At 47.5% G+C, this 26,523-nt stretch carries 21 protein-coding genes; 11 read left to right on the top strand and 10 right to left on the bottom strand.

Translation table 11 applies throughout. From position 1 onward, the window contains the following. Positions 1-30: 30 nt before the first annotated feature. The gene (locus RBH91_RS02710; protein WP_307893400.1) at positions 31-1,671 is read right to left on the bottom strand and encodes an SLC13 family permease; all 1,641 of its coding nucleotides are present in this window, start codon (positions 1,669-1,671) and stop codon (positions 31-33) included. Between the two features lie 228 nt (positions 1,672-1,899). Here RBH91_RS02710 and RBH91_RS02705 point away from each other — a divergent pair, with 228 nt between their 5' ends. Continuing rightward, positions 1,900-2,583 (top strand): GntR family transcriptional regulator, encoded by a 684-nt coding sequence (locus RBH91_RS02705; protein WP_076761206.1) that lies wholly within the window; start codon positions 1,900-1,902, stop codon positions 2,581-2,583. Further along, positions 2,580-3,563 (top strand): glycerophosphodiester phosphodiesterase family protein, encoded by a 984-nt coding sequence (locus RBH91_RS02700; protein WP_307893399.1) that lies wholly within the window; start codon positions 2,580-2,582, stop codon positions 3,561-3,563. The genes RBH91_RS02705 and RBH91_RS02700 overlap by 4 nt, the downstream gene beginning before the upstream one ends. A gap of 37 nt (positions 3,564-3,600) precedes the next feature. On the opposite strand, the gene cobA is transcribed toward RBH91_RS02700, so the two are convergent. From cobA to nirB (RBH91_RS02675), 5 genes are all read right to left on the bottom strand, one after another. After that, entirely contained in the window at positions 3,601-5,064 is a 1,464-nt protein-coding gene (gene cobA, locus RBH91_RS02695; RefSeq protein WP_307893397.1) for a uroporphyrinogen-III C-methyltransferase, read from the bottom strand. A gap of 231 nt (positions 5,065-5,295) precedes the next feature. Continuing rightward, entirely contained in the window at positions 5,296-5,616 is a 321-nt protein-coding gene (gene nirD / locus RBH91_RS02690) for a nitrite reductase small subunit NirD (RefSeq protein ID WP_076761203.1), read from the bottom strand. 30 nt (positions 5,617-5,646) lie between these two features. Next, positions 5,647-8,067 carry a nitrite reductase large subunit NirB gene (gene nirB / locus RBH91_RS02685; RefSeq protein WP_307893395.1) on the bottom strand — a complete coding sequence of 807 codons (2,421 nt, stop codon included), beginning with the start codon at positions 8,065-8,067 and terminating at the stop codon, positions 5,647-5,649. Between the two features lie 114 nt (positions 8,068-8,181). Continuing rightward, positions 8,182-10,341: an assimilatory nitrate reductase catalytic subunit NasC gene (gene nasC / locus RBH91_RS02680; protein WP_307893393.1), complete on the bottom strand. Its 2,160-nt coding sequence runs from the start codon at positions 10,339-10,341 to the stop codon at positions 8,182-8,184. A 1-nt stretch (position 10,342) separates the two neighbouring features. Beyond that, the gene (gene nirB, locus RBH91_RS02675) at positions 10,343-12,652 is read right to left on the bottom strand and encodes a nitrite reductase large subunit NirB (RefSeq protein ID WP_307893392.1); all 2,310 of its coding nucleotides are present in this window, start codon (positions 12,650-12,652) and stop codon (positions 10,343-10,345) included. A 260-nt stretch (positions 12,653-12,912) separates the two neighbouring features. On the opposite strand from nirB (RBH91_RS02675), the gene RBH91_RS02670 reads away from it, so the two are divergent. The 4 genes from RBH91_RS02670 to RBH91_RS02655 all read left to right on the top strand — a co-directional run bounded on the left by RBH91_RS02670 (position 12,913) and on the right by RBH91_RS02655 (position 17,312). Further along, positions 12,913-13,488, top strand: a complete 576-nt coding sequence (locus RBH91_RS02670) for a DeoR family transcriptional regulator (protein WP_076761199.1) — start codon at positions 12,913-12,915, stop codon at positions 13,486-13,488. Between the two features lie 29 nt (positions 13,489-13,517). Beyond that, entirely contained in the window at positions 13,518-15,152 is a 1,635-nt protein-coding gene (locus tag RBH91_RS02665; protein ID WP_404802465.1) for a copper resistance protein CopC, read from the top strand. A gap of 5 nt (positions 15,153-15,157) precedes the next feature. After that, a complete protein-coding gene (locus tag RBH91_RS02660) occupies positions 15,158-15,787 on the top strand; it encodes a YcnI family copper-binding membrane protein (protein ID WP_404802464.1) in 630 nt (209 codons plus the stop codon). 640 nt (positions 15,788-16,427) lie between these two features. Continuing rightward, the gene (locus RBH91_RS02655; RefSeq protein WP_307893391.1) at positions 16,428-17,312 is read left to right on the top strand and encodes a DMT family transporter; all 885 of its coding nucleotides are present in this window, start codon (positions 16,428-16,430) and stop codon (positions 17,310-17,312) included. A 44-nt stretch (positions 17,313-17,356) separates the two neighbouring features. Here RBH91_RS02655 and gabD read toward each other — a convergent pair whose 3' ends face one another. From gabD to gabT, 3 genes are read right to left on the bottom strand one after another with little or no spacing between them, the layout of a single operon-like run. After that, positions 17,357-18,751: a succinate-semialdehyde dehydrogenase gene (gabD, locus tag RBH91_RS02650; protein ID WP_076761196.1), complete on the bottom strand. Its 1,395-nt coding sequence runs from the start codon at positions 18,749-18,751 to the stop codon at positions 17,357-17,359. After that, complete coding sequence (locus RBH91_RS02645) at positions 18,726-20,117, bottom strand: APC family permease (RefSeq protein WP_076761195.1); 1,392 nt, start codon at positions 20,115-20,117, stop codon at positions 18,726-18,728. Before RBH91_RS02645 ends, gabD begins: the two co-directional genes overlap by 26 nt. A gap of 32 nt (positions 20,118-20,149) precedes the next feature. Continuing rightward, positions 20,150-21,463 carry a 4-aminobutyrate--2-oxoglutarate transaminase gene (gene gabT / locus RBH91_RS02640; protein WP_307893389.1) on the bottom strand — a complete coding sequence of 438 codons (1,314 nt, stop codon included), beginning with the start codon at positions 21,461-21,463 and terminating at the stop codon, positions 20,150-20,152. Between the two features lie 101 nt (positions 21,464-21,564). Here gabT and gabR point away from each other — a divergent pair, with 101 nt between their 5' ends. Continuing rightward, positions 21,565-22,983 carry a MocR-like transcriptional regulator GabR gene (gabR, locus tag RBH91_RS02635; protein ID WP_307893388.1) on the top strand — a complete coding sequence of 473 codons (1,419 nt, stop codon included), beginning with the start codon at positions 21,565-21,567 and terminating at the stop codon, positions 22,981-22,983. Between the two features lie 78 nt (positions 22,984-23,061). Here gabR and RBH91_RS02630 read toward each other — a convergent pair whose 3' ends face one another. Beyond that, the gene (locus tag RBH91_RS02630) at positions 23,062-23,358 is read right to left on the bottom strand and encodes an ArsR/SmtB family transcription factor (protein WP_307893387.1); all 297 of its coding nucleotides are present in this window, start codon (positions 23,356-23,358) and stop codon (positions 23,062-23,064) included. Positions 23,359-23,533: 175 nt separating this feature from the next. On the opposite strand from RBH91_RS02630, the gene RBH91_RS02625 reads away from it, so the two are divergent. The 4 genes from RBH91_RS02625 to RBH91_RS02610 all read left to right on the top strand — a co-directional run bounded on the left by RBH91_RS02625 (position 23,534) and on the right by RBH91_RS02610 (position 26,514). Then, positions 23,534-23,818 (top strand): putative quinol monooxygenase, encoded by a 285-nt coding sequence (locus tag RBH91_RS02625; RefSeq protein WP_307893386.1) that lies wholly within the window; start codon positions 23,534-23,536, stop codon positions 23,816-23,818. Between the two features lie 24 nt (positions 23,819-23,842). Next, entirely contained in the window at positions 23,843-24,580 is a 738-nt protein-coding gene (locus RBH91_RS02620; RefSeq protein WP_307893385.1) for an NADPH-dependent oxidoreductase, read from the top strand. Between the two features lie 112 nt (positions 24,581-24,692). Then, positions 24,693-25,535 carry an isocitrate lyase/PEP mutase family protein gene (locus tag RBH91_RS02615; RefSeq protein WP_307893383.1) on the top strand — a complete coding sequence of 281 codons (843 nt, stop codon included), beginning with the start codon at positions 24,693-24,695 and terminating at the stop codon, positions 25,533-25,535. A 94-nt stretch (positions 25,536-25,629) separates the two neighbouring features. Further along, complete coding sequence (locus tag RBH91_RS02610; RefSeq protein WP_307893381.1) at positions 25,630-26,514, top strand: TetR/AcrR family transcriptional regulator; 885 nt, start codon at positions 25,630-25,632, stop codon at positions 26,512-26,514. Positions 26,515-26,523: the final 9 nt, after the last annotated feature.

The following is a 26,523-nucleotide window of genomic DNA, read 5'->3' as shown; positions in this document are numbered from 1 at the left end:
GGGCGCTAACATGCCCGGCTTTACTTTCATTTAATTTGATTTCAGCTGATCAGGAAAGACGGTCAAATCTACTCCCCAAAGATGAGGAAGAATATAGAACACAGCCCCGACAATTAAAATCAATGTAAAGATGTTAATGACAAAGCCCGTCCTGACCATTTCGCTGATCTTTAATTTTCCCGACGCGAAAATAATCGCATTCGGAGGCGTTCCGACCGGAAGCATGAAAGCACAGTTCGCCGCCATTGCGGCAGGCACCATCAGCGCAAATGGATGCACATTCAGCGCCAAAGCAAGCGATGCCAGCACCGGCAAAATCATGGTAGCCGTGGCCGTATTAGACGTGATTTCAGTCAAAAACAGCACCAATGTTGCTGAGATGACGACAATGATGACAAAGTTAAACCCGTCCAATATCGTCAGCTGTCCGCCGATCCATTCGGCCAGCCCCGTTTCTTTAAAGCCCGTTGCAAGCGCGAGCCCTCCGCCGAACAACAGCAGAATTCCCCACGGCAAGTCTTTTGACACCTTCCAGTCCAAGACCCTCCCGCCTTTATTCAGCGATGGGATGAGGAAAAGCAATGAAGCTGCAAAAATCGCAATCATTGTATCATTGATGCCCGGTATCCTCTCTTTCCATAAAAATGTTCTGGTCACCCACATAAATGCGGCAAATCCGAACACAAGCAGCACCATTGTTTCTTCAAAACGAATGTTCCCGAGCTTTCTTTTTTCTTCCAGAATTAATTCTTTTCCGCCTGGAAGCTGTTTTATTTTGATCGGGTGTGCAACCTTTGTCAAGTACAGCCATACCGCCACAAGCAAAACGACAACAACCGGCACGGCAAAGGCCATCCAGCCTCCGAAAGAGACTTCAACCCCGTAGAGCTTTTGAATATTGGCTGCCAAAATAATGTTTGGCGGTGTGCCAATCAGTGTACCAAGTCCGCCGATCGTACCCGCATACCCGATGCTGAAGATGAGAGCCTTTGAGAATCTCGCTTCTTCCCCTGCCAGATCTTTTCTCTCAGACTTCATGACAGCTGATACCTGATGGATGATAGCGGTTCCAATTGGCAGCATCATCATAACGGCTGCCGTGTTTGAAACCCACATGGACAAAAATCCTGTGGCAGCCATAAACCCGAGAACAATTCTTGACGTACTGGTGCCGACGACGGAAATAATGTTAAGAGCAATCCGTTTATGGAGATTCCAGCGCTCCATGGCAAGGGCAATGAGAAATCCTCCTAAAAACAGAAACACGATCGGATCGCCATAGCTTGCTGTGACAGCAGAGCTTTCCAGTGCTCCCGTCAGCGGCAGCAGCACGATCGGCAGCAGGGATGCCGCAGGAATCGGCACAGCTTCCGTGATCCACCAAACCGCCACCCATAAAGTAGTCGCCAATACCATGCGGCCTTCATAGCTCAGCCCCTCAGGAAAAAAGAACAAAATGACGGCGAAAAACAGTGCAGGCCCGAGAAGCAAACCAATCTTTTGCGGCGTTTTATAGCTTGGCGGCTTTTCGTCTTTCATGGCCTGATCCGCCTTTATATTTAACCCGGCATCTTTTCCAGCTTTGACTGGCATAGCGAACAAAAGCAGCTTTTTTGCTTCCCGGTGTGACCTCCAAAGCATATCCCATGCTGTTGCAACACTTGATTTCATAATAATTCCCCCTTCCCCTATGTCGATAAAGCGCTTACAATAATAATTAAAAAATAATCTGCCGACTGTCGACAGCTATAATTCAATTATAGCGGACACAGACTCGCAGTCAACAATTTTTTGTCACAAAACGATCAATTTTGTGGAAAATTAAGGTTGGGGGTTTCCCTCGATTTCTGCTAGACTATTAGTGATTTCTGTCAGCGAAAAATGAATGAGGTGAACAGCGTGAAGTTTTCGATACAACGTGCACTCTCTTACCATGATCAAGTCCACCATTATTTAAAAGATATGATTATTAAAGGGGAATATCAGCCTGGTGAGCGAATCTACGAAGCAAAAATCGCCAGAGAACTTCAGGTCAGCCGGAGCCCTGTAAGAGAAGCCATACGGACCCTTGAGCAAGAAGGCCTCCTGTTGATTGACGACAAATCAAGAATTACAGTATATGAACCGACCATTAAAGACTTGGAAGACATCTATCAATGCCGTCAAGCGCTCGAATCACTGGCCGTCGCTTTGGCGACGCGCCTTGCAGCAAATGAAACGCTGGAGCTCATAGCAGAAACGCTGCGCGAAGCGAATCATCAATTTGAAATACAAAGCTGCGGCTCGGCCAATGCTCTCCTTCACTTGAATACGAAATTTCATGATTTAATCATAGAAGCGAGCGAAAATATCCGTCTGCAAAAACAGCTCCTGGACTTGCGGTCGCTCACCTTTTTCTATCGAAGCAAAAACCTTGAAAAACGAGAGCGCAGTTTTGACATCATCAGCCAGCACGAGGAGATTTTCCGGCACATCCAGGAAAGAAACGAGACAAAAGCGGCTGAGTCGATGAAAAGACACATAGAAGCTGACCTTGATTATTTAAAAACGGTTTTGTTCCCTTCATTTACAGAGAATCCATGAAAAAACGAAAAAAGCTTTCAAAGAGAAAAGTCTGGTGGATTTTCCTTTTATTCATTGCCTTTATATATGTCGGCAACTCTTCTTTTCTCGTAAAAGAACGGAGCGGAAAGCCGGTGCTTTTGGCGCATAGAGGACTGTCACAGACCTTTCGTATGGAAGGGATCACGAATGATACATGCACGGCGGAACGAATTGATCAGCCGGAACACTCTTATCTTGAGAATACATTGCCTTCAATGGAAGCAGCTTTTGCAGCCGGAGCAGATATCGTAGAACTCGATATTAAACCGACTAAAGACGGGAAATTCGCCGTGTTTCACGATTGGACGCTCGATTGCCGGACAAACGGCACAGGGATGACAAAGGATTATACAATGGCTGAATTAAAAAAACTTGATATCGGTTACGGCTATACCGCTGACCACGGAAAAACACATCCTTTTCGCGGCAAAGGCATTGGCCTTATGCCGTCGCTTGATGAGGTTCTTGAACATTTTCCACATCGTTCGCTTCTCATCCATATCAAAAGCAATGACCTGAATGAAGGCGTGCAACTGGCAGGGAAACTCGCCGAACTTCCGCAAAAACGGCTGAACAAGCTGACTGTATATGGCGGCGATGAACCGATTGCAGCTTTAAAGAAAGAGCTTCCCTCACTGCGGGTCATGTCAAAAGAAACGATGAAAAGCTGTCTCATTCCATATATTTCAGCCGGCTGGACAGGATTTATTCCGGACACCTGCAAACATACGCAATTGCACATTCCTGAAAAGATTACTCCTTGGCTGTGGGGATGGCCGGATCGATTTTTGAACCGGATGGATAAAGCAAATACGCGGGTGATTGTGACGGGCGAAAGCGGCAGTCATTTCTCAAGCGGCTTTGATACACCTGAGGATATCAAGCGCCTTCCGGAAGATTATACAGGGGGCATCTGGACAAACCGAATTGATCGGATTGCACCTTTATACGAAAAATAATGACAGATGGCAAAAAGCAGGGAATTCCCCTGCTTTTTTAGCGGTTTATGATGCAGACTTCCGGTCTGTCATGTTTCAGCTCATTTAAATAATCTTCAAGGGAGACATCCTCCCCAGGAACATGAACATGCTTCAATCCAAAATCAACAGCGGCTCTTCCCGCTTCTTCGCTAAGGCAGACGGCATGGAGGTCTGCAGCATCCTCAGGCGGCATGCCGATGCTGCCTGCTTCTTTCATAAAAAGCTCGACACATTTTCTATTCGAAAACAGGATGATATCAATTGGAAATTCATTCATTTCCCTTTTCATAATCGATGTAAAACGGCCGTCGATCATTTGATCATGTGTAATGAACGTCTCACAATCGGGATGGGGTTTATTTTGAACGGCCTGCCGGCTGCCGATGATTAAACATGCGCCCGAAAAAGGCATATCCTTCCGCAGACAGGCTAGAAATCCCCGATCTTCAAGCGCTGCTTTTACTAAAGGCTCTGAAGCGTAAAGCCTGGCGCGTATTTGTCTAACATCGATTTTCAGGGCTTTACATCGGCTGAAAAACTCATCCACCGCTCTCTGCGATGTGAACAGCAGACTGTCGAAACGAGCGATCTGACGCAAAACCACATCTTTCTCCGCCGTTTTAAGCGGCTTCCATTTTGGCCATTCAATGACCTCAGCACCTTGTTCCCGCAGTGCGTCTGCCGGCAGGCTTTCTTCTTCTCCGCTTTGAACGGCCATGATATTCAGGCCGATTAACGGCTTTTCTTCAAACCAGCTGTGCTGCCGGAAAGAGACGATATCGCCGATGACGATAATCGCAGGATTTTTAATATGATGCTCCGTTATTTTTTGCCGGATATCCTGCAATGTTCCTTTTACACTGCGCTGGCGGCTCCATGTGCCCCATTGGATCACCATCACGGGAACAAAAGGAGACTTGCCGTTTTTGATCAGCTGCTCGCATATATAGTCCAGATTTTTGATGCCCATATAGAAGACGAGCGTTTGAACGCCTCTGGCAAGCCCTTCCCAATCCATATCCGGTTTTCCAGATTTATCATGAGCGGTAATGACGGCAAAGGATGAAGCAAAATCGCGGTGGGTCACAGGCAATCCGGCATAAAGAGGCGCTGCGATTCCAGAGGTAATCCCCGGCACCATTTCATACGGTATGCCGTGTTCGCTAATAGCTGCCGCTTCTTCTCCGACTCTGCCGAACACACTGGGGTCCCCCCCTTTCAGCCTGACGACATGAAGGCCTTTTGAACCTTTATCGATCAAAAGAGCGTTGATTTCACTCTGCTTCATAAAATGCCGGTTGGGAAGCTTCCCGCAATAGATGAATTCACAAGATGCTTTTGCATGCTCAAGCAGCCGGGCATTGACCAGCCTGTCATACAAAATGACGTCGGCCGACTCTATCAACGCTTTCCCTTTTAATGTGATAAGCCCTGAATCTCCCGGTCCGGCTCCTATAAAATATACTTTCCCATTCCCCATCAACTGTCATCCTTCCATCTGCCGATTCTGTGAATGCGTTTAATTTTAAATATAAAGATGGATCACATCAGGAGTGATCCAATGAGGCTGCCGCTTTCACCCATATTCTTCAACATTCAGATTTTCAGTGCGCCCCCGCTGACCATTAAGCGGAAAAAGAATGGCGGCGTTTAGCAAAACGCCGGCACCGGCATCCTTTTCTCCCTAGAGCAGCGAATCTGTCAATCTTGTTTAATAGACAATAAACAGGTCTTCCCCTTCAACCACTGTTTCATAGGTTTGGATACAGCCTGTATCCGGCTCTTGAACTTTGCCGTCCTCAAGGCTGATCTTCCAATCGTGCATCGGACAGAATACGAATTCGCCGCTTACCATTCCTTCGGCAAGCACGCCCCCTTTATGGGGGCAGCGGTTTTCAACCGCGCGGACGCCGCCGTTTGAAAGCTTGAATACCGCTATTTCCTTACCCTCGATAACCACTGTCTTTCCCAGTTGATTCGGCAAATCGCCGATTTTCGCAACATATACCTTTGTTAAGTCTTTGTTCACCATGTGAATTCCTCCTCAAGATGGTTTCTGTCGTTAAGAAGTGACAACATTTTCGAATAGCTGCTTTGTTGTCTTTTCATCTTCCAAAAAGTTCTTCCACGGATCTTTGTGGACAGACAGGGCTTCATTGATACGGTCATTCAGCTCTTTTCGTTTTGCTTCATCGTTCAATACGGACTGGACGTGTTCCAGGCCGACGCGTTCGAGCCATGCGGACGTCCGCTCTAAATAGTTGGCCGTTTCCCTGTAATATTGGAGATAAGCGCCTGTCACCTCAATGACTTCTTCAGTCGTTTTGACTTTCATTAACAGGTCGCCGGCACGCAGATGCGTCCCTCCGTTTCCGCCGACATAAATTTCCCAGCCTCCGTCAATACCGACGACACCGACATCTTTGATACCAGACTCGGCACAGTTTCTCGGACAAGCAGAAACTGCCATTTTAATTTTGTGAGGCGTGTAGAGGCCCTCGAATTTTTTCTCAAGGTCGATTCCGAGCGCCATTGAGTCTTGCGTACCGAAGCGGCAGAACTGTTCGCCTACACACGTTTTAACCGTTCTGAGCGTTTTTCCGTAAGCAAAACCTGAAGGCATGTCAAGATCAGTCCATACTTTCGGAAGGTCTTCTTTTTTGACGCCGATTAAGTCGATCCGCTGACCGCCCGTCATTTTCACAAGAGGAATGTCATATTTGTCGACAACATCGGCGATGCGCCGCAAATCATTCGCATTGGTGACACCGCCATACATCCGCGGTACGACGGAATATGTGCCGTCTTTTTGGATGTTGGCGTGCATCCGTTCATTAACGAAACGGGATTCTCTTTCATCTTCATATTCTTTCGGATTGATCATGCCAAGGTAGTAGTTGAGCGCAGGGCGGCATTTGGAACAGCCCTCTGCCGTTTTCCAGCCGAGCACATTCATGACTTCTCTCGTATGTGTCAGGCCTTTCTCTTTGATTTCGGCTACCACTTCATCTCTTGAAAGGTCAGTACATCCGCAAATCGCTTCTTTTTGGGCGGATGCGTCAAATTCTGAGCCGAGTGTATGCTGGAGAATCTCCGCTACAAGCGGTTTACAGCCTCCGCAAGAGCGGGAAGCACCGGTGCAGGCTTTGATTTCATCCGTTGACGCACAGCCCTGTTCTTTAATGGCCTGAACGATCATTCCTTTTGAAACGCCGTTGCAGCCGCAAACGATCTCATCATCACTCATTGCCGCAGTAATGCTCATGCCTTCCTCTTGATTCAAAGGCTGCAAGATTGAAACTTTAGAAGTTTCTGAAATGTCGGCTCCTTTTTGAATCATCGAAAACAATCTGTTGCCTTCACTGCTGTCGCCGAACAATACAGCTCCGATGATTTGATTTCCACGCAGCACGATTTTTTTATAGATGCCGTCCTGTTCGTCAAACACCTTGAGCGCTTTTTTGCCTTCATCATCGTCCTCGTTGAAGTCGCCTGCGGAAAATACCTCGACTCCGGAAACCTTTAACTGTGTTGATAAAACAGAACCTTCATACGGCTTCGTCTCAACGCCGCAGATTTTCTTGGCCATTACTTTGGCCTGCTCATAAAGAGGCGCGACAAGCCCATAGGCAATTCCTCTATGTTCGGCGCATTCCCCGACAGCATAGATGTGAGGGATCTCAGTCTCCATATAATCATTGATGATCAGCCCTCTGTTGACTGGGACTCCGCAGTCTTTTCCAAGCTGAACGTTCGGTTTGATTCCGACTGCCATGACGACCAAATCAGCATCAAGCGTTGATCCGTCTTTAAATTTTAATCCTTCTACACGTTCATCTCCGTAAATTTCTTCTGTTTGCTTTTCAAGCAGAAATGTCATGCCCTGTTTTTCCAATTCCTTTTGCAAAAGACGGCCTGCAGTCGCGTCAAGCTGGCGTTCCATTAAATATGGCGCAAGATGAATAACGGTGACGTCCATGCCAAGGTTGAGCAGTCCGCGCGCAGCTTCAAGGCCCAGCAAACCGCCGCCGATGACAGCCGCTTTTTTGTACGTTTTGGAAGCCTCGAGCATGACATCCGTATCCTTGATATCGCGGAAAGCCGTAACACCTTCTTTATCCGCTCCAGGCAATGGCAGAATAAAAGGGAGAGAACCTGTCGCCAATATCAGTTCATCATAAGGCTGAACCCTTCCGGAATCAGTTGTCACGGTTTTGGCCTCAGGATCGACTTTGACAACCTCTTCACCTGTAAATAGCTGAATGCCGTTTTCTTCATACCAATCCCAATCATTCAGTGTAATGTCTTTAATATCCGTATCTCCCTGCAGCACTTTAGAAAGAAGAATTCGGTTATAGTTCGGATGCGGCTCGTTTCCGAAAATCGTGATTTGAAATTGCTCGCTTGACACTTTGATTATCTCTTCAATGGCCCTGACCCCGGCCATACCATTCCCAACAAGGACTAGCTGCTTTTTTTTCACTATGATCCTCCCCTTTTTCAAAACAATTCACAATGTCGTCCAAAAAATGTATTTCATCTACATCTTTAAAACTATCACAAATTATATTTAATTTTGTAAACTTTTTATGACTTTTTATGACAGTTTATTCACATCTTTGTCATCGGCCCGACGAATTCGGACGGAACAAACCTTAAAGCCCGGCATTTGACATGAAGGATCCAAATCTTCTGCGACTAAGCAGTTCACATTTTGCGAGTCCCCCCAATGTATCGGCACAAAAACGGTGTCAGGCCTGATCGACTCAGACCATTTGCTTCTCACGATGATGCTGCCTCTTTTTGATTCGATCTTCACCAAAACGCGGTCTTCAATCTTGTATTTCTCCGCCGTTTTCGGATGGATTTCCATAAAGGATTCAAAATGTCTCGCTCTGAGGCCTGCACTCCTCCTCGTCTGCACACCGGTTAAATAGTGTGACATCACCCTCCCGGTCGTTAAACACAGCGGATAATCTTCAGTCGGCTCGTCTTTTTTAACAGTCGGTTCATTTGGAACGACACACATTTTTGCTTTTTTGTCCGGATGAGAGAATTCCGTTTCAAACAGACGCTTTGTCCCCGGGTGCCCGTGTTCAGGACAAGGCCACAAAATGCCGCCTTCCTTTCTGATCCGTTCATAGGTGATTCCCGAATAGTCGGCGATTCCGCCCCGGCTCGCTTTGCGGAGTTCATTAAAAATGTCCTCAGGAGATTCATAGGAGAAAAAACGGCCTTTTCCAAGCGCAGCTGCGATGTCGCAAATAATCTGCCAGTCATGCCTTGCTTCCCCAGGGCATGGTTTCGATGCCTCCCTTAATGTCACCCTGCCTTCTACATTCGTCATCGTCCCTTCGTCTTCAAGATAGGATGAAGCGGGCAGAATGACATCTGCAAGCCTTGCCGTCTCTGAAATAAACAAATCGACGGCCGCAAAAAACTTAAGCTTTTTTAAAGCTGCTTTGACAAAATTGGAATTCGGATTGGATACGGCAGGATTTGAACACATCAAAAACATTCCGGTAATCTCTCCCTCATGAACCTTTTTCATCATTTCAAAAGCCGAGACCCCTTTTTGCGGCAGGTTTTCCTCCGCAATTCCCCAGATATTTGCAATATAAGCACGGTCTTTTTGATTTTCGATCGAACGGTATCCGGGCAGCTGATCTGCTTTTTGGCCATGCTCTCTTGCTCCCTGTCCGTTTCCTTGTCCCGTGATGGCCCCGTAGCCGCAGCCGAATTTGCCGATCTTCCCAACGGATATTAGAATATTCAGTAAATTCCTGACAGCCGCCGTTCCGTCTGTCTGCTGCTCAACTCCTCTTGCGGTAAAGAGCATGCCCGTTTCTTCACGGGCAAATTTCACGGCAGCCTTTCTCATCTGTTCAACCGGTACACCGGTCTGCTCTGAAATATCCTCCAAAGACAAAGATGTCACATAGTGCTTCACACCCTCAAAGCCTTCTGCCCTCTGTTTGATGAAGGCCTCGTCTGTGAGCCGCTCTTCAATGATGATCTTCAGCATGCCGTTTGCAAGGGCGGCATCTGTCCCGGGCTTTATCTTCATATGCAAATCAGCGATTTGGGCTGTTGCCGTTTCACGGGGGTCAATGACGATGATATAGGCGCCGTTTTCTTTCGCTTCTTCAACATAAGGCATGATCGTTGGCTGGCATTCGGCGATGTTTGTGCCGGCAAGCATGATCACTCTTGCATGCGGAACCTCAGAAAGTGCATTTGTCAGCCCCCGATCCATCCCGAAGGTTTGATTTGCCGCTGTTGCCGCGGCTGACATGCAGAGCCTGCCGTTATAGTCAATATGCTTCGTTTGCAAGGCCACACGGGCGAATTTTCCGAGCAGATAGGCTTCTTCGTTTGTAATAGACGCGCTTCCGTAAACCCCTAATGCATCATGACCGTCTTTAGTTTGGATGCTTGTCACTTGCTCTCTGATATATTGAAGCGCTTCTTCCCAGGAGACACGCACAAACTCGCCGTTCTTTTTGAGCAGCGGGTGGGTGATCCTCTCTGAATGGAATGCATGCTGATGAGCATTCATTCCTTTCATGCATAAGCGCCCTTTTGTTGTCGGATTGTCTTTTCCAACCGCGCTGTACTTTTTTCTTGTAACAATCGTTTGTTCGATAAGCTGCATTTTGCATTGCATGCTGCAAAATGGGCATTGCGTATCATACGTTTTTTCGGATTGTACTTCTTTCTGCTTTGTGCGAAAGTATTTCAGCATGAACTCTGTCACTTCACATCAGCCCTTTTATCATTTCTTGCTCCATCAGCCTCTTTTCTGCTTTGAGCCGTTCGATCAGCTGACTTCGAAGCCAGTTATCAAATAAAACCTCTCTTATATGAATGATGCCGACGCGTTCGATCCACTGCCTGATTTGTTCAAGGTAATTTGCCGTTTCACGGTAATACTGGAGAAAACCTTTAAGCAATTCTCCAGCTTCCGCCGCCGTTTCAGCCACAGATAGCAGCTCTCCGGCAGAAGCGTTTTGGCCTCCTTGACCGCCGGCATATATGTCCCATCCTCTGTTTGCCTTAAGGATCCCGATATCCTGTACGGCTGCATATACACAATCATCCAAGCATGCCGATATTCCGATCGAGACTTTCGCCGGAATCAGCAGGGATTCCGCTGCTCTTTCCAAATCAGCCGCCAATGTTTGAACCGCGTCATCCGGTCCGCATGAACATGTTTTAATCGTGCCGATCGCCTGCTTCTGCGGCGGACAAACAGGCATTTGCAGCTCTTCTTTTACGCTTTGCAGATGCTCCCGTTTGATTCCTGAGAGCTTCAGCCTTTGCCCATGTGTAATAAATGCCTGGGGAATGCGGTATTTTTCGATCACATCGGCAATCCTTTTCAGCTCATCGGCATTTGTCCGTCCTCCGTACATTTGCGGAACAAGCACGGATGTGCCGTCTTCCTGCTCCGGCTCAAACAGGACGCTTTCTTCCGCCCGCGGCCGAATCATCCTTAAATAATAATGAATCGCAGGCACGCAGAAAGAGCATCCGCTGCTGTTTTTCCATCCCAGCGCTGAGATGACGTCCTGAACGGAAGAAAGATGTCTCATCTGTATTTCGTTCACGACTTCATCTTCCGTTAATGAAGTGCAGGAGCACATCGCTTTATTTACGATCTGTGCGTCATATTGCTGATCTGAGGCATGAATCAGCAATTCTTCGATCAACGGTTTGCAGCCTCCGCAGGATGCGGAAGCCTTTGTACAGCGCTTCACATCATCAGCCGTTTTCAACCCGTGGATGCGGACGGCTTCGATAATCGTTCCTTTTGAAACCGCATTGCATTGGCAGATCGTTTCTCCAAGCGGCATTGAAGCAACTGAATTTTCTTCCCCGGATTGAAAAAACTCTTTTTTCACAACTGTAATATCCCTTTGTTTGACGATGCTTTCGAGCAGCTTTTGTTTGCTGCTTGTGTCCCCGTATAAGATGACACCGGCCATTTTGTCAGCTTGAAAAACCGCTTTTTTATAAATTCCGGCTGACTCATCAAGTAGTTTGATGGCCGTTGTCGTTTCATCCTCTGTGATGTTGCCCGCTGAAAATACGTCGACTCCCGCTATTTTCAAAGTTGCGGACTGGACGGACCCATGATATCCGCCGCATTCCGAGCCGCAAATATGCTTTGCCAGCACTTCTCCCTGCTCATATAACGGCTTGATCAATCCATATACGGTTCCATTATGCTCCGCACATTCTCCGACAGCATAAACATTTGGGACATTTGTCTGCATATAGTCGTTGACGATGATGCCCCTGTTGATCGAAATGCCGCTCGTCTTTGCCAGCTCAATATTCGGTCTGACACCGGCAGCCATGACGATCAGATCGGCGCGGATCTTCGTTCCGTCCTTGAACCGCATCCCCTCGGCTCGGCCCGATCCCAAAATCTCTTCCGTATCTTTTTCTAAAAGAAAACGAATGCCCCGGCGTTCCAGCTCATCCTGCAGCATGGCAGAGGCAGGCGGGTCAAGCTGGCTTTGCATGATATGGGAGGAATGCTGTACCACATCGACGTCCATCCCAAGATTCACAAGTCCCATCGCCGCCTCAAGCCCTAAAATGCCTCCGCCGATGACGGCGGCTTTTTGAAACCGTCTTGATGCATCTATGAATGCCCGGCAGTCTTCTATCGTGCGAAATCCATATACCCCTTCTTTGTCTGCACCCCGAATCGGGAGGATAAACGGGGAAGATCCTGTCGCGATAATCAGCTTGTCATAGGATATTTCACGGTTTTGGTCAGTAGCCACCGTCCGCTTATCAGTGTTGATTCTGACAGCTGTTTCTCCAGTATAAAGAGCAATCCCGTTTTCTTCATACCAGCTGCGGGTGCTGAGCGTTATATCCTGCATATCAGCTTCGCCCTGAAGGACGGAAGACAGCAAAATGCGATTATAATTCAGATGGGGCTCGCTGCCGATGATGACGATCTCAAACTCCTTTTCCAGCTTTAAAATCTCTTCAATCGAACGAACCCCCGCCATGCCGTTTCCTATTAAAACCAACCTTTGTTTCCCCATATTCTCCCTCCCCTCTGCAGTTGTTGAACTCCGTATTATTATTTCACATTGCTTTGCTAAAGCGTTCAAACCTGTTACATTTCCTGACAAAAGAATTTTGAAACCGTAACGTTTCACCCATTTCCCATCAGGAAATGCGCACTGCAAAACACCGTTGTTAAAGTTCAACATATTATCACATTTTTTATCATCGCCTGCTTGTTTCTTTTGCTTCAATCTACTAGGCTAATACATATAGGAATGAAGAATGGAGGGGGAGAATGCTACCAATTAAACGGAGGCAGCAAATTTTATCATGGATCAAAGAAGAGGAGACGCTCCGGATTTCGGACATTTCAAAAAGACTGAACGTCTCGGAAATGACGGTGTACCGTGATATTAAACCGCTGATCGAAAACGGCCAAGTCATCAAGACGGCGGGCGGAATCGCTTTAAATCGGCCGAAACAGCAGCCGGGTCAGCTTTGTTTCGTTTGCGGAAAAGGAGCGGCAAACTCGAGGCTGTCCGTGCAGATCGTAAGAACCGACAGCCGGATTGAACACTTTTGCTGTGCCCACTGTGCTATGCTGCGTTATGAAAAAATAAAGGATGATATATCACAGATCATCTGCAGGGACTTTTTATTGGATACAACGATCAGCGCAAGAATGGCCGTTTTTCTGCTGGATGCGGAGCTGCATTTGCATTGCTGCGAGCCGCAGGCGATTCCGTTCGCTTCGGCGGCTGATGCGGAGAAATTTAAAAAGGGTTTCGGGGGAAAGCTTTTATCTTTCGATGATGCAGCGCGAGACATTCAGAAAAATATGAAGGACAGCTGCTGCAGCCTGAAAACGTGAAATTTTTGATGAAAGATTGGATGAATGTTATGAAAAGAGCAACACTCTGGACAGTCATGGCCGTTCTTTGTTTCATCCTGCTGCCAAAAGCCGCCTTTGCTCACGCTTATATCGTCAATTCGGCGCCTGCAGAAAACCAGGAGCTGAAAAAAGCGCCGGACCAAATGAAAATTGAGTTCAATGAAGCGATACAGGAAGGGTTTCATTCGATAACGGTCAGAAATTCTTCGGGCAAGCGCGTCGATTCAGGCAAGACTCAAATCGATCCGCAAAACCCAAAAATCATGACCGTCAAGCTGAATAACAATTTAAAGGATGATATTTATTCGGCTGAATGGCGGGCCGTCTCAGCTGACGGGCATCCCGTTTCAGGAACGATCCCATTCAGCATCGGGAACATACAAGGCGGATTGCCGAAAGACCAGCAGAGCGGCTCGGCAATCCTGCCTTCGGCCGATACCGTCATCGAACGCGCGCTTCTTTATACAGGCTTTTCCCTGTTCATGGGAGCAGTCCTTTTTCAGCTTGTCTGGCACCGTCCGGAAAACGGCTGGCCGCAAAACAGGCGCCGCCGCGTTCAGCGGGTTATGAAGCTCGCACTCCTTTTCATCGGCGCTGCCATCATCATTCAGCTGCCGCTGCAGACAAAAACAAATGCTGGTGTTTCATGGGCAGAGGCCTTTCAGCCTGGGCTGTTAAAGGAAACGCTTCTGCATACGACAGGCGGGATGTTATGGATGATCAACATCGCCTTGATCACTCTGCTTGCCGTTTTCTCGCTGAACACCGGCCGGTTGAACGGCATAGCGGGTATGATCCTGTTTATGGGTCTTTTATTTGTGAAATCACTTTCCGGCCATGCCGCTGCAACGAGCTACAGCTATATGACGACAGCTATGGACTTCATTCATTTGACGGCAGCTTCCGTCTGGACCGGGGGGCTCGCGGCCATTGTGCTGTTTTTCGGAAAAGACTGGCTCAAGCCTGATAAAGACCACATTTGGGCGACGATCAGACGCTTTTCACCATGGGCGCTTGGTTCAGCAGGGATGCTCGTGTTTTCTGGACTGTTAAACAGTTTTTTCATTGTGCACACATTGAATAACCTTCTGGAGACCCATTACGGAAAAACGCTTCTCATGAAATCAGCACTCGTCCTGGTGATGATCGGCTTCGGAGCATTTCATTATGTCCGCTTCAGAAAAAAACCGAAAAACTCTGGACGCACGATCAAAGCCGAGTGGGCAATCGGACTTCTCATTCTCTTGACAACAGCCGTTTTCACCAATATTCCAAGCCCGCCGGCACCGCTTCCGCAGCCGTTTAATGAAACAAAACAGCTGACGGACGGAGAAACCCTGTCACTGAGAATCAGCCCGAACATGCCCGGATCGAATACATTTGAAGTCATTGTCAGGGGCCGGAACGGAGAAGTGATCAAAGATATTCAGAAAATCGACTTAACGGTCTCGAAAACAGGGCTTTTCGGCGACAGCAAGGAAAGCACCTTCACCCTTTCCAAAAATGAAAAGGGCGTGTTCCAGTCAAAAAATTTAAACTTGAACGAAGAAGGTATCTGGAAAATCCGGGTGCATGGATTAACAGCATCATTTGATGAAATCAGAACGGTTTTTAACGCAAAAATCAATAAAAAGGAGTTTTGATGTCAATGTTTAAACGAAACATGTTTTTAAGCGCCGTATGTGCAGCGCTTCTGCTTATTGCTACACCTGTCAGCGCCCACGTCACCGTAAAACCGGACGAATCCGCGGCGGGATCATGGGAAACATATACAATCAAAGTACCGGTTGAAAAAGATATTGCAACGACAAAAGTCGTTCTCAGTATGCCGAAAGGCGTTGAATTCCAGCAGCATGAGCCTGTCCCCGGCTGGAAAACGAGCACTGAAGAAAAAGATGGAAAAGTGACAAGGGTGACATGGGAAGCTAAAGACGGAGGCATTCAGCCAGGGCAATTCCAGCAGTTTACCTTCACGGCGAAAAACCCTGATAAAGAACAGCAAGCCGCATGGGACGCCTTCCAGTATTATAAAGACGGAAGCATTGTCGAATGGACCGGTGATGAAGACGCCGATACCCCCCACTCGATGACAAACATCGTCGATGCTTCCAAGCTCGGACACGAAACGGTTGATGAACATGGAGCGACAACAAAAGAGAGTCCGGCAGAAACACAGGGAAACTCAGGTATTCAAACCGCTTCTCTCATTTTGTCGATCCTGGCCGTATTGCTTGGGGGAACGGCATTGTTCGTAACAGTACGCAGAAAAAAATCGTAAAAAAAGCTTTAGGCTGTCGAGAGTTCTCGGCAGCCTTTTTAAACTCTCTCATCTTTCTGGAAAGGCGGCGTCTCAGACTATTCAGGCGTAATCTCATAATACATGCCCGTTTTTTCATCGACGGTCTGTGCAATATCGTGTCCTGTATCAGCAATCCCTAAGTTTAAGGGGTTTTGAATTCATCAGAAGCGTTTAAATTGGGTTTATCCGATATCAAAACGACTGATTTAAGCTGTGACACCATTGATATTTGTTATTTTGATGAATGAAGTGAGCCATTTCCGTCCGATTCGGAGCATCGAAAAACAATTACGTTTCTTCATTCAAATCTATTTTTCTGTTTATATTTTCTTCTTGAATGGCGTACTCAATGGCTTTCTGTTCACTATTAAACATTTGTTTTCCCCTCGAACATCCGCCTGTAACGAACTTTCATTTCTTCATCCGGTTCCTCCATTATTTTTCGATTTTTAGCCTATTCCTTTTGCGGAACCCGAATGGCGTAAAGTCCGGCACCGTCGGCGCGGTCATCTCATCAACATGCCTCTTTTTATACAACGGCGATTTAAAAAAAGTCAAACTTGTCTTACAATAAAAAAAGCTCTTAATGACCGAGTTTTTCGTGGGGAGAGATCAGAGTATGAGGATATCCATTCTATTTGTCTTGCTTGCCGCCATGTTATGGGGAACGACGGGAACAACCCAGGCATTTGCGCCAAAAGAAGCGACACCCGTCGTTTTTGGCGCCGTCAGAATGGCAGTCGGCGGCTTAACCCTGCTGCTTTTCGCGGCTTTCCGCGGACAGTTGAAACGCGAAGGCTGGCCTGTTCGAACACTCATCATCGCAGCCTTGAGCATGGCATTTTACCAGCCTTTCTTTTTTTCAGCCGTCAGCTTATCCGGCATTGCCGTCGGAACGGTTGTCGCGATCGGCAGCGCTCCGATTATCGCAGGCTGCCTCGAATGGCTCATCTATCAAAAGGTCCCTCGGACAAGATGGTGGATCGCAACGATGGCAGCAATAGCAGGCGTATCTTTATTGTTTATTCCATCCGCCTCCTCAGGAGGCAGCTTTTTAGGGATTTTGCTGGCGCTCGGGGCAGGGCTTTCCTTTGCCGTTTACACGCTGACTAGCAAACAGCTTCTTCAGAAGCAAAAGCCTGAGGCTGTTACGGGTGTTGTTTTCTCTTTAGGCGGTGTACTGCTGGCGCCGTTATTATTTCTCTATGACCTTGGCTGGATCGTCTCCGTGCAGGGAATGGCTGTGAGCGTATATATCGGGGTGATCGCCACTGGAGCGGCCTATCTCTTGTTTACTGCAGGGCTTGCAAAAATACCCGCTTCAACAGCCGTTACCCTGTCATTGGCCGAGCCGCTCACCGCATCGCTTTTGGGGATCGCGCTTGTCAGAGAGTCTTTGCCTCTTATTTCATGGGCCGGCATTGCTCTTCTTCTGCTGGGCATTTTTTACGTCTCCTATCAGCCCAGAAAGAATAAAATGAGCGCCGAAAATGTGAATGCGTAAAAAAGAGCCCGCCCGGATTGCCCCGGACGGGCTCTGCTCTGTTACTACTCATCCAAACCAATGGACAAATACTTCGTTTCCAAATAAGGCTCTATGCCCTCCAGTCCGCCTTCACGGCCGATTCCGCTCTCCTTCATGCCGCCGAACGGCGCTTGTACGGTTGACGGCCCGCCGTCATTCCAGCCGAGAATACCGTAATCAAGGTTTTCCGACAAATAGATGCCGCGGCGGTAGTTTTCCGTAAAGAAATACGCGGCTAAGCCGTATGGCGTATCATTGGCAAGCTTGATCGCTTCGTCCAATGTTTTGAAAGTCGTAATCGGCGCAACAGGACCAAATGTTTCCTCATGCATGATCGTCATCGAAGCATCCACATCCGTCAGTACTGTCGGATGAACAAAATAGCATGATTTCTCATCATCACGTTCATATTCCGCGCCAATCAAAACCTTTGCACCTTTATCGACCGCATCATTTATTTGATCGACGATTTTCTGAAAGCCCTTTTTATTGATGATCGGACCGACTGAAACACCTTCGTCAAGCCCGTTCCCCACTTTCAGTTTGGTGACTTCTGCACGGAGTTTTTCTGCAAATTCGTCCTTGATCGATTCATGGACGATCAGACGGTTTGCACAGACACAGGTTTGTCCGGCATTTCTGTATTTCGAAAGCATTGTCTGTTGAACGGCCAGGTCAATATTTGCATCTTCATCAACGATCAGCGGCGCATGTCCGCCAAGCTCCATTGATACATGCTTCACAGTATCGGCGCTGTTTTTGATCAAATGTTTGCCGACAGGCGTTGACCCGGTAAATGTAATTTTGCGGATCAATGGATGGCTCGTAAAAATAGAACCGATCTCTTCCCCATCGCCGTTTACACATTGAAGGACGTCTTTCGGAATGCCGGCTTCATGTCCGAGGCGCACCAGCTCAAGCGCTGTCAATGGCGTATCAGGAGCAGGCTTGATGATAAAGGTGCAGCCCGCCGCGAGTGCCGGCGCCGCTTTACGCGTGATCATCGCCGCCGGAAAGTTCCACGGCGTGATGGCCGCAACGGGACCGACAGCCTGACGGGTGACGACAATCCGCTTATTGGTGACAGATGCGGGAACCGTTCTGCCGTAGACGCGCTTCGCCTCCTCTGCATACCACTCGATATAGCCCGCGGCGTACATCACTTCCCCATGTGCTTCTTGATAAGGTTTTCCGTTCTCAAGCGTAATCAGCTTCGCCAGTTCTTCTTTTTGCTCCACAATGAGGTCAAACCATTTTTTCAGCAAGCCCGCTCTTTCAGAAGCAGATGTTTTGGACCATGTTTGAAACGCTTCATGCGACCGCTCGACCGCTTCTTCGACTTCCTTTCCGGATTGCCGGGGAACCGCTTTGATTTTTTCTCCAGTCGCCGGGTTAAACACTTCTAGCATGCTGGTCATGTTGAATCTCCTCCCCTTTATGATTTGAATTGCTGTTGTATAAAATCAATCCGATCAATGTCCATCCCGCCAATATCAGCCATTCATACGGCCACGACAATGCGGCCGGCATGCCCGGCAAATAAAAGGCAAGAAAGATAACACTTAAGAGGATAGCAGATAAACCCGTTGTTTTCCACTTATTGATTTTATAAGGTCTGTTTAAGTCCGGCTCTGTTTTTCTCAGCTTCAGGAATGCAATTGACACGATCAAATACCCGACAATAATCCCGGTTCCCCCGGCATTGACGATCCACACGAGGGCGGGTCGCCCCAAAAGCGGAGCGAAGAACGCCAGCGCTCCAAGGAACAAAATCGCATGTGTCGGCGTCTTATACTTCGGATGGATGTAGCCGAACCATTTCGGAACCATCCCCTTTTCAGCCATTGCAAACAAGATGCGGCTCGCGCCGATGATAAACGCGTTCCAGCTCGTGATAATGCCGGCCACACCTCCAAGTACCAGGACAGTGCCGAACATCTGGCTGCCAAGAAGATTGACCATGGCGTCTGCAGTCGCCAAAGAAGTCGCCGCCAGCTCGCTTTCAGATAATCCCATCGTCACGCCGAAAACGATTAAAAGGTAGAACACAACCGCGCTGATAATCGAAATGATTAAAATTTTGCCGATGATTTTTTTCGGCGCATTGATTTCTGCCGCCACCTGAGGAATCACGTCAAACCCGACAAACAAAAACGGGATCATGACGAGGACGGACATCATTCCGGAAAAACCGTCTTTAAAGAGCGGCTGTACATTTTCAAAATCACCGTTTACTAAAGCGCCGCTCAATAGCAGAAAGCCGGTTGCGATGATTGCAATCGTAAAGACCGACTGAAAAACAGCTGCCGGCTTGACGCCGAAATAGTTGAGCGCTGTCAAAATGACCGCTCCTCCGGAACCAATCAAAACCCAGGTAAGATATACATCCCAGCTGCTGAGCGACCACAAAAACCCTTGATGCTCAACAGGCAGTACATAATCGATCACAGTCGGCAGTGCGACCGCTTCAAAGGTGATCACTGAAACATAGCCGAACAGCACGCCCCAGGCCGCGATAAACGCCGGCTTTCGCCCGAACGCCCTGTAGACGAAAATCAGTCCTCCCCCCGTCTCCGGGATCGCAGAAGAAAGCTCCGCATAAGTTAAACCGATCAATATCACAAGAATCCCGCCGATGATAAACGCGATGGTGCTGCCTAAAAAGCCGGCTGTCAAAATCCAGTCTCCTGAAAGAACGACCCAGCCCCAGCCCAGCATAGCTCCGATTGCCAAAAATAACACATCTGTCTGCGACATTGACTTTTTCATTTCGTATTTTCCCATGAAAATCCGCCCCCTTTGTTGAAACTGTCAAACTAGAGTTGTTCCAGCGCTTCTTCGATGATGCCGAGCCCTTCTTGAAGCAGTTCGTCCGTGATCACGAGCGGAGACAAAAAGCGGATAATATTGCCGTTGATTCCTGCCGTCAACAACAGCAGGCCGTGTTCATTTGCATACTTTGCCATCTTAGCCGCGGCCGCTTTATCCGGCTGGCGTGTCCCTTGATCCTTGACGATTTCAATCGCCGCCATTGCGCCAAGTCTGCGGACTTCGCCAATCTGCGGGTATGTTGATTTCCATTCAAGCGCTTTATTTTCGATCACTTTACCGATTTCCTCAGAGCGCTTGTTCAGCTGTTCTGCTTCGATGATATCGAGCACTGCCAGAGCGGCGACACAGCCGAGCGGACTTCCGGCGTATGTGCCGCCGAGTTCCCCTGGGTCTGCGGCATCAACCATTTCTGCACGCCCGATGACACCGCTGAGCGGAACGCCGGCGGCAAGCGATTTTGATACCGTCACAAGGTCAGGCACCACATCAAAATGCTCAATTGCAAAATACTTGCCGGTTCTGGCAAAGCCCGTTTGAATTTCATCGGCGACAAAAACGATTCCGTGTTTTTGGCAGAAGCCGGCGACATGCTGCACAAACCGTTTCGAAGGAATGATAAAGCCGCCTTCTCCTTGCACCGGCTCCATCACGAGGCATGCGACCGTTTCCGGAGCAACAGCAGAAACAAAGAAATCGTCAAAAGCCTGAATCACAATGTCATCATAGCTTTCATCAGTCATTCCTTCCGGCTTTTGATAATAGTAGGGAAACGGTGCCTGATAGACTTCAGGTGCGAATGGTCCGAATCCGAACTTATATGGCTTCACCTTGCTGGTCATGCTCATCGTCATGTTTGTACGGCCGTGAAATCCGCGGGTAAAAGAAACAACCGCTTGGCGATTTGTATATTTTCTCGCGATTTTCACGGCATTTTCGACAGCTTCTGCCCCCGAGTTTAAGAAAATGGCTTTTTTATCGTGAGTGCCTGGTGCAAGCTGACAAAGCTTTTCCGCCAACTCCAGATATGCCGGATACATCATGACATTAAAGCCGGGGTGGATCAGCTCGCCGGCCTGCCGCTTCACCGCTTCCACGACCTTCGGATGGGAATGCCCGACGTTTATTGTACCGATCGCTCCTGCGAAATCGATAAAACGCCGGCCGTCGATATCATATAAAACCGCGCCTTCTCCCCTTGCTGCAAGATGGCGGTTGCCGTTTGCGACCCCTCTTGCCACATATTGATCCCGTTTTGCCTGCCAATCTTTCGTAGTGAATGCTGTTGTGTTAAGACTCATGAATCATCTCTCCCCCTTTTTATTTCTTATTATTCTGAATATTATTTGGTATGATGAAAAGTACCAACTTTTTATTTTTCAAGGTACCAGAAGGAGGCGCTATGATCACAATACCGATTGACCGCTCTGAAGACGCGGATTATATTTATCATCAAATTTATCAAAGAATCAAAGAAGAAATTTTCAGCCGAAATCTTTTGCCCGGCAAAAAGCTGCCCTCAAAACGCGAGCTTGCCAAAGCACTGAACGTCAGCATTAATTCCGTCAATGCAGCTTACCAGCAGCTTCTTGCCGAAGGATACCTTTATTCAAAGGAAAGAAAAGGCTTTTTTGTGGAGCAGATCGAAACGTTCCACGCCACCGAGCATTCAAAGCCGCTCCAGCTCGAAAAAGAATTGGCTGAAGGAGAAAACAGAGGCAGCGGCTGGATTTCTTTTTCTCATATGAGCGTTGATACGGCTCATTTCCCTTTCAAAACATGGCTTCGCTGTGAGCAAAAAGCCGTCGCTTCCCATACCGATGAACTCGGGGAAATGACGCATCCTCAAGGCGTCTACCAAGTGCGTCAAACGATCGCACGATTCATCGCTTTAACGAGAGGTGTCAAGTGCCACCCGGAGCAAATCGTGATCAGCGCCGGCACTCAGCCGCTCATTCATATCATTCAAGATCTTCTTCCGGAATCCGCTTTATATGCGATGGAAGAGCCGGGCTACAGCCGCATTTATCAATTGTTGAAAAATGAATGCAAACGGGTTGTCACGATTGGTCTTGATCATAAAGGAATACGAATCGGCGATATTCAAGCCCTGGACCCCGACGTGCTGTTTGTCACGCCTTCACACCAGTTTCCGACGGGAATCATCATGCCTGTATCAAGAAGGATTCAGCTTTTGAACTGGGTTTCTGACGGAGAAGACCGCTATATAGTTGAAGATGATTATGACAGCGAGTTTAAATACGGCAGCGATACGATCCCGGCTCTGCAAAGCCTTGACCGCTCTGAAAAAGTCATTTACATTGGAACGTTTTCAAAGTCGCTTCTTCCCGGCCTTAGAATCAGCTATATGGTACTTCCGCAAAAGCTTTTGAAACGCTACAGAAAAAGGCATCATTTTTCGATTCAATCAAGCAGCGTCCTGACGCAATTTGCGCTTCAGGAATTGATTGAATCAGGGGAATATCAAAAGCACATCAAAAAAATGAACCAGATTTATGAGGAGAAACGGACAAGGCTGATCGGCAGCCTTGAGAAAACCTTCACAGGACGGGTGAAAATCAAAGGCGCGAGCGCAGGGCTGCATTTTGTGGCTGATTTTGAAACAGAACGCAGTGAAGAAGAGATATTGATGAGGGCCAGGGAAAACCGGGTTGAAGTATACGGCATGAACCGGTTTAGTTTAAATAGTATGAAAGAGATTCGCACCGGAACGGCGTCTCTTGTGTTGGGATTTGCAAAAATCGGCATGGATCAAATTGATGAAGGCGTTGTCAAGCTTTATCAAGCGGTGTGCGGATAATACAAATGTACCGGCAGAGTCCGTCTGCCGGTATCCAATTAGCCCCGAAATTCAGTTTCGGTATGAGGCGCCGCAAGCTTACCACCGTTCTTTGTCAACATGAAGGACCGCACAGATCAATCCCGGAAACTGCTGTTCAAGCTCATCTTTGCAAAGCGAATAGTAATGATGCTTCCCTTCGATCCGCACTTGGAGAAGGCCTGCCTCCCTAAGCACTTTGAAATGGTGGGACAGCGTTGATTTAGCGACTTTGAGATTGGTGCAGGCACCGCACGTTTTTTCGGTTGTTTCCGCCAAAGCTTTGACAATTTCCAGTCTGACCGGATCACTCAGCGCCTGAAGAACGGAGATTAACTTCATGTCATGTGTTTTCATGGGTTAAATGTATCATAATCTTCACTTCAAGACAATTGCCCTAAAATGCAAAATGGTTGCCGCCAGATGATCTCCATGATACGATTCAATTGTTCGATGACTTTCGAACAATAAACCGAATGTATACAACATAAGGCAAAAGGTATTCTAAATTTAATGACGGAGGTTTTATCCGATGATCGTATTGCAAGCCTACATGAAAGTAAAACCAGAAAAGCGCGAATCATTTCTAGAAAGCGTGCAGCCATTGCTGAAGCATTCAAGAGCTGAAGCAGGGAACGCTCAATACCAGCTGTTCGAGGATGTGGAAAATGCCAATACATTTGTCATGCTTGAACAATGGAAAGACGAAGAAGTGCTTAATGCCCATAATCAGACAGAGCATTTTCAAACGTTTGTTCAAGCAGCAGGCGATCTTTTAGCTGAGCCGCTCAATGTGGTACGCACCCAAACGACTTAAATGAAGAAGGGATAGGCGAAAAACATGAATGAAGTATTGAAAACATTGACAGACCACAGATCCATCCGCAGCTATACTGATGAGCCCGTCAACCCGGAGCAGCTGGACAGCATCATCGAAGCCGTCCAAGCCGCTCCGACATCGATCAACGGCCAACAGGTTACCGTTATCACCGTTCAGGATCAGGAAAGGAAAAAGACAATTGCCGAACTGGCCGGAGGACAGACCTGGATCGAACAAGCTCCCGTTTTCCTCTTATTCTGCGCTGATTTCAACCGGGCGAAAATCGCTCTTGAGAAAAACGACCAGAACCTTGCGATAACAGACGGAGTCGAATCCGTGCTCGTCGGTGCAGTCGACGCCGGCATCGCCCTCGGAACTGCAACAGCTGCCGCCGAATCGTTGGGACTTGGCACTGTTCCGATCGGCGCAGTCCGCGGCCGCGCTGAAGAACTGATTGAGCTGCTCGACATTCCCGAATATGTCTTTCCTGTCGCAGGCCTTGTCGTCGGCCATCCGGCGGACCGCTCTGCGAAAAAGCCGCGCCTGCCTGAACAAGCGGTGAGACACAGCGAAACATATCATTCAGATGTAAAACCGCTGATTGACGCGTACGATGAAGAAATGTCCGAATACATGAAACAGCGCACAAACGGACAGGAATCAAGAAACTGGTCACAAGGCATTTCCGCTTATTACAATCGCGTGTATTATCCGCACATCCGCGCAATGCTTGAGAAGCAAGGCTTTAAACTCGAATAGAAACCTTTAGGCTATCGGTAAGCGATAGCCTTTTTTCATGCTTCACATTCCACATTTCGATGAGCATCGAAAGATATAACATTTAAAATGTTTTACAAAAGGAGTGGAATATATGAAGCAATTCACGAAATTTAAGGCCTTTCAGCAGCTCCATCATCAGCCTGGCACCTTTGTACTCCCGAATGCCTGGGATGCGGCAAGCGCCAAATCATTTCAGCAAAACGGTTTTAAAGCCATTGGCACAACAAGCGCCGGGATCGCCATGTCTTGGGGCTGTAAAGACGGTGAAAACCTCCCCTTTGAAAAATTACTTGAAACATTAAGAACGATCGTTAATTCAGTCGATGTTCCCGTCAGTGCAGATATTGAAGCAGGATACGGCACATCACCTGAAGAAGTCGCTGATCATGTCAGAAAAGTCATTGCAGCCGGTGTTGTCGGCATTAATCTTGAAGATGGAACAGGAAATCCCGATCAGCCCCTGAGTGATGTTTTATTGCAGGCTAAAAAAATCGCGGCGGTCAGAGATCTGAATGTTCCTCTTTTTATCAATGCACGCACTGATGTGTATTGGCTAAAAGCAGGCGATCCCGGCTTCCGCCTCCAGTCAGCCGTCGAGCGGGCAAATCTATACCGGCAAGCGGGTGCAGACTGCATATTTATCCCCGGGGTTGAAGATACTGAAACCATCGTAAAACTGAGAACAGGCATTTCCGGTCCGCTCAATCTGCTGGCAGGTGCGTCTACCCCTTCATTAAAACTTCTTTCTGAAATCGGAATTGAGAGAATCAGCTGCGGATCTGCACCTTTCAGAGCCGGATTGACATTGCTGAAAAAGATCGGCGAAGACATCATCCGTCATGGACGTTTTCAGCATATGACGGATGATGTGCTTTCTTATGATGATGCGGCAGAATGGATTCACTTAAAAAATAATCCGAGACAAAATGATTGACCGGACCTGATGGGTCTGCTAATATTTCTTTTATGAAAACTCATGGGTTTTTTAGTGACTCATGAGTTTTATCATTGTGAGAGAAGGAGTAAGGATGAAGGATAAAAAAGCAGACATCATAGAAGCTGCCAAAAAACTGTTTGCCCAAAAAGGCTATATCAATGTTTCGATGCAGGCGATCGCTGAAGAATGCAAAATGTCAAAGGCTTCTATTTATAAAATATTTCAATCAAAAGAGGAACTGCTGCTGGCATTAAGCAACTTCAATAAGCAACAAATGCTGAAAAAATCCGCTAAAATCAATGCGGAAACCTCTTTGACGCCAAAAGAGAGATTTGCTAAGAAAATCGCCCTTGAAATTACGGAGTTCAGAGAAAACCGCCAATTTATCAACTTCATGTCCAATGATGGTTCTTCTCCTGATACCTCCGTTTTTAGAAAACACCTCAAACAGACGAAGTCCATGATCATCAGCTGGCACAGAGATTCCATTATTCAAGCGTATGGAGAAGAGGTGCAGCCGTTTATATGGGATCTCGTGATCATTTTTCACGGCCTGATGAGGGAGTTTCTTTTCTTAGTCGCTATCGAAAAAACACAGCCGGATGTTGAAACGATTCCCCGTTTTATCATGACTGTGATGGATTTGTACATCCAAAAAAAGCGGGCTGGAGATCAGAAAACATCATTAAATGATGATGTGATTGCCGCCTATATGAATGTGGCCTTTTGCCGTCCGCCGAAAAAGGAAGAATTACTGGCCGAGCATTTGCAAAAATTGAAAGATACGATTTCCTCGCTTTCAAAGGATGACGTTGAAAGCAAAGAACTGCTGTCTGCAGCAGGATTGCTTAGCGAGGAATTGTTCGAAAAAGAGCCTCGTCCGTTTTTAATACGGGCCCTTCTCGATTACTTGGGAAAAATCGAGGGGCTGCAGCATGACATTTCACAAATCAAAACCATATGTATGAAAGAATAAGAGGGATTT

It is taken from the genome of Bacillus swezeyi (genome assembly GCF_030908325.1).
Lineage (GTDB): Bacteria > Bacillota > Bacilli > Bacillales > Bacillaceae > Bacillus > Bacillus swezeyi.
Note: the sequence above shows the minus strand (reverse complement) of the source record. Positions and strands in the feature narration are given on the sequence as shown.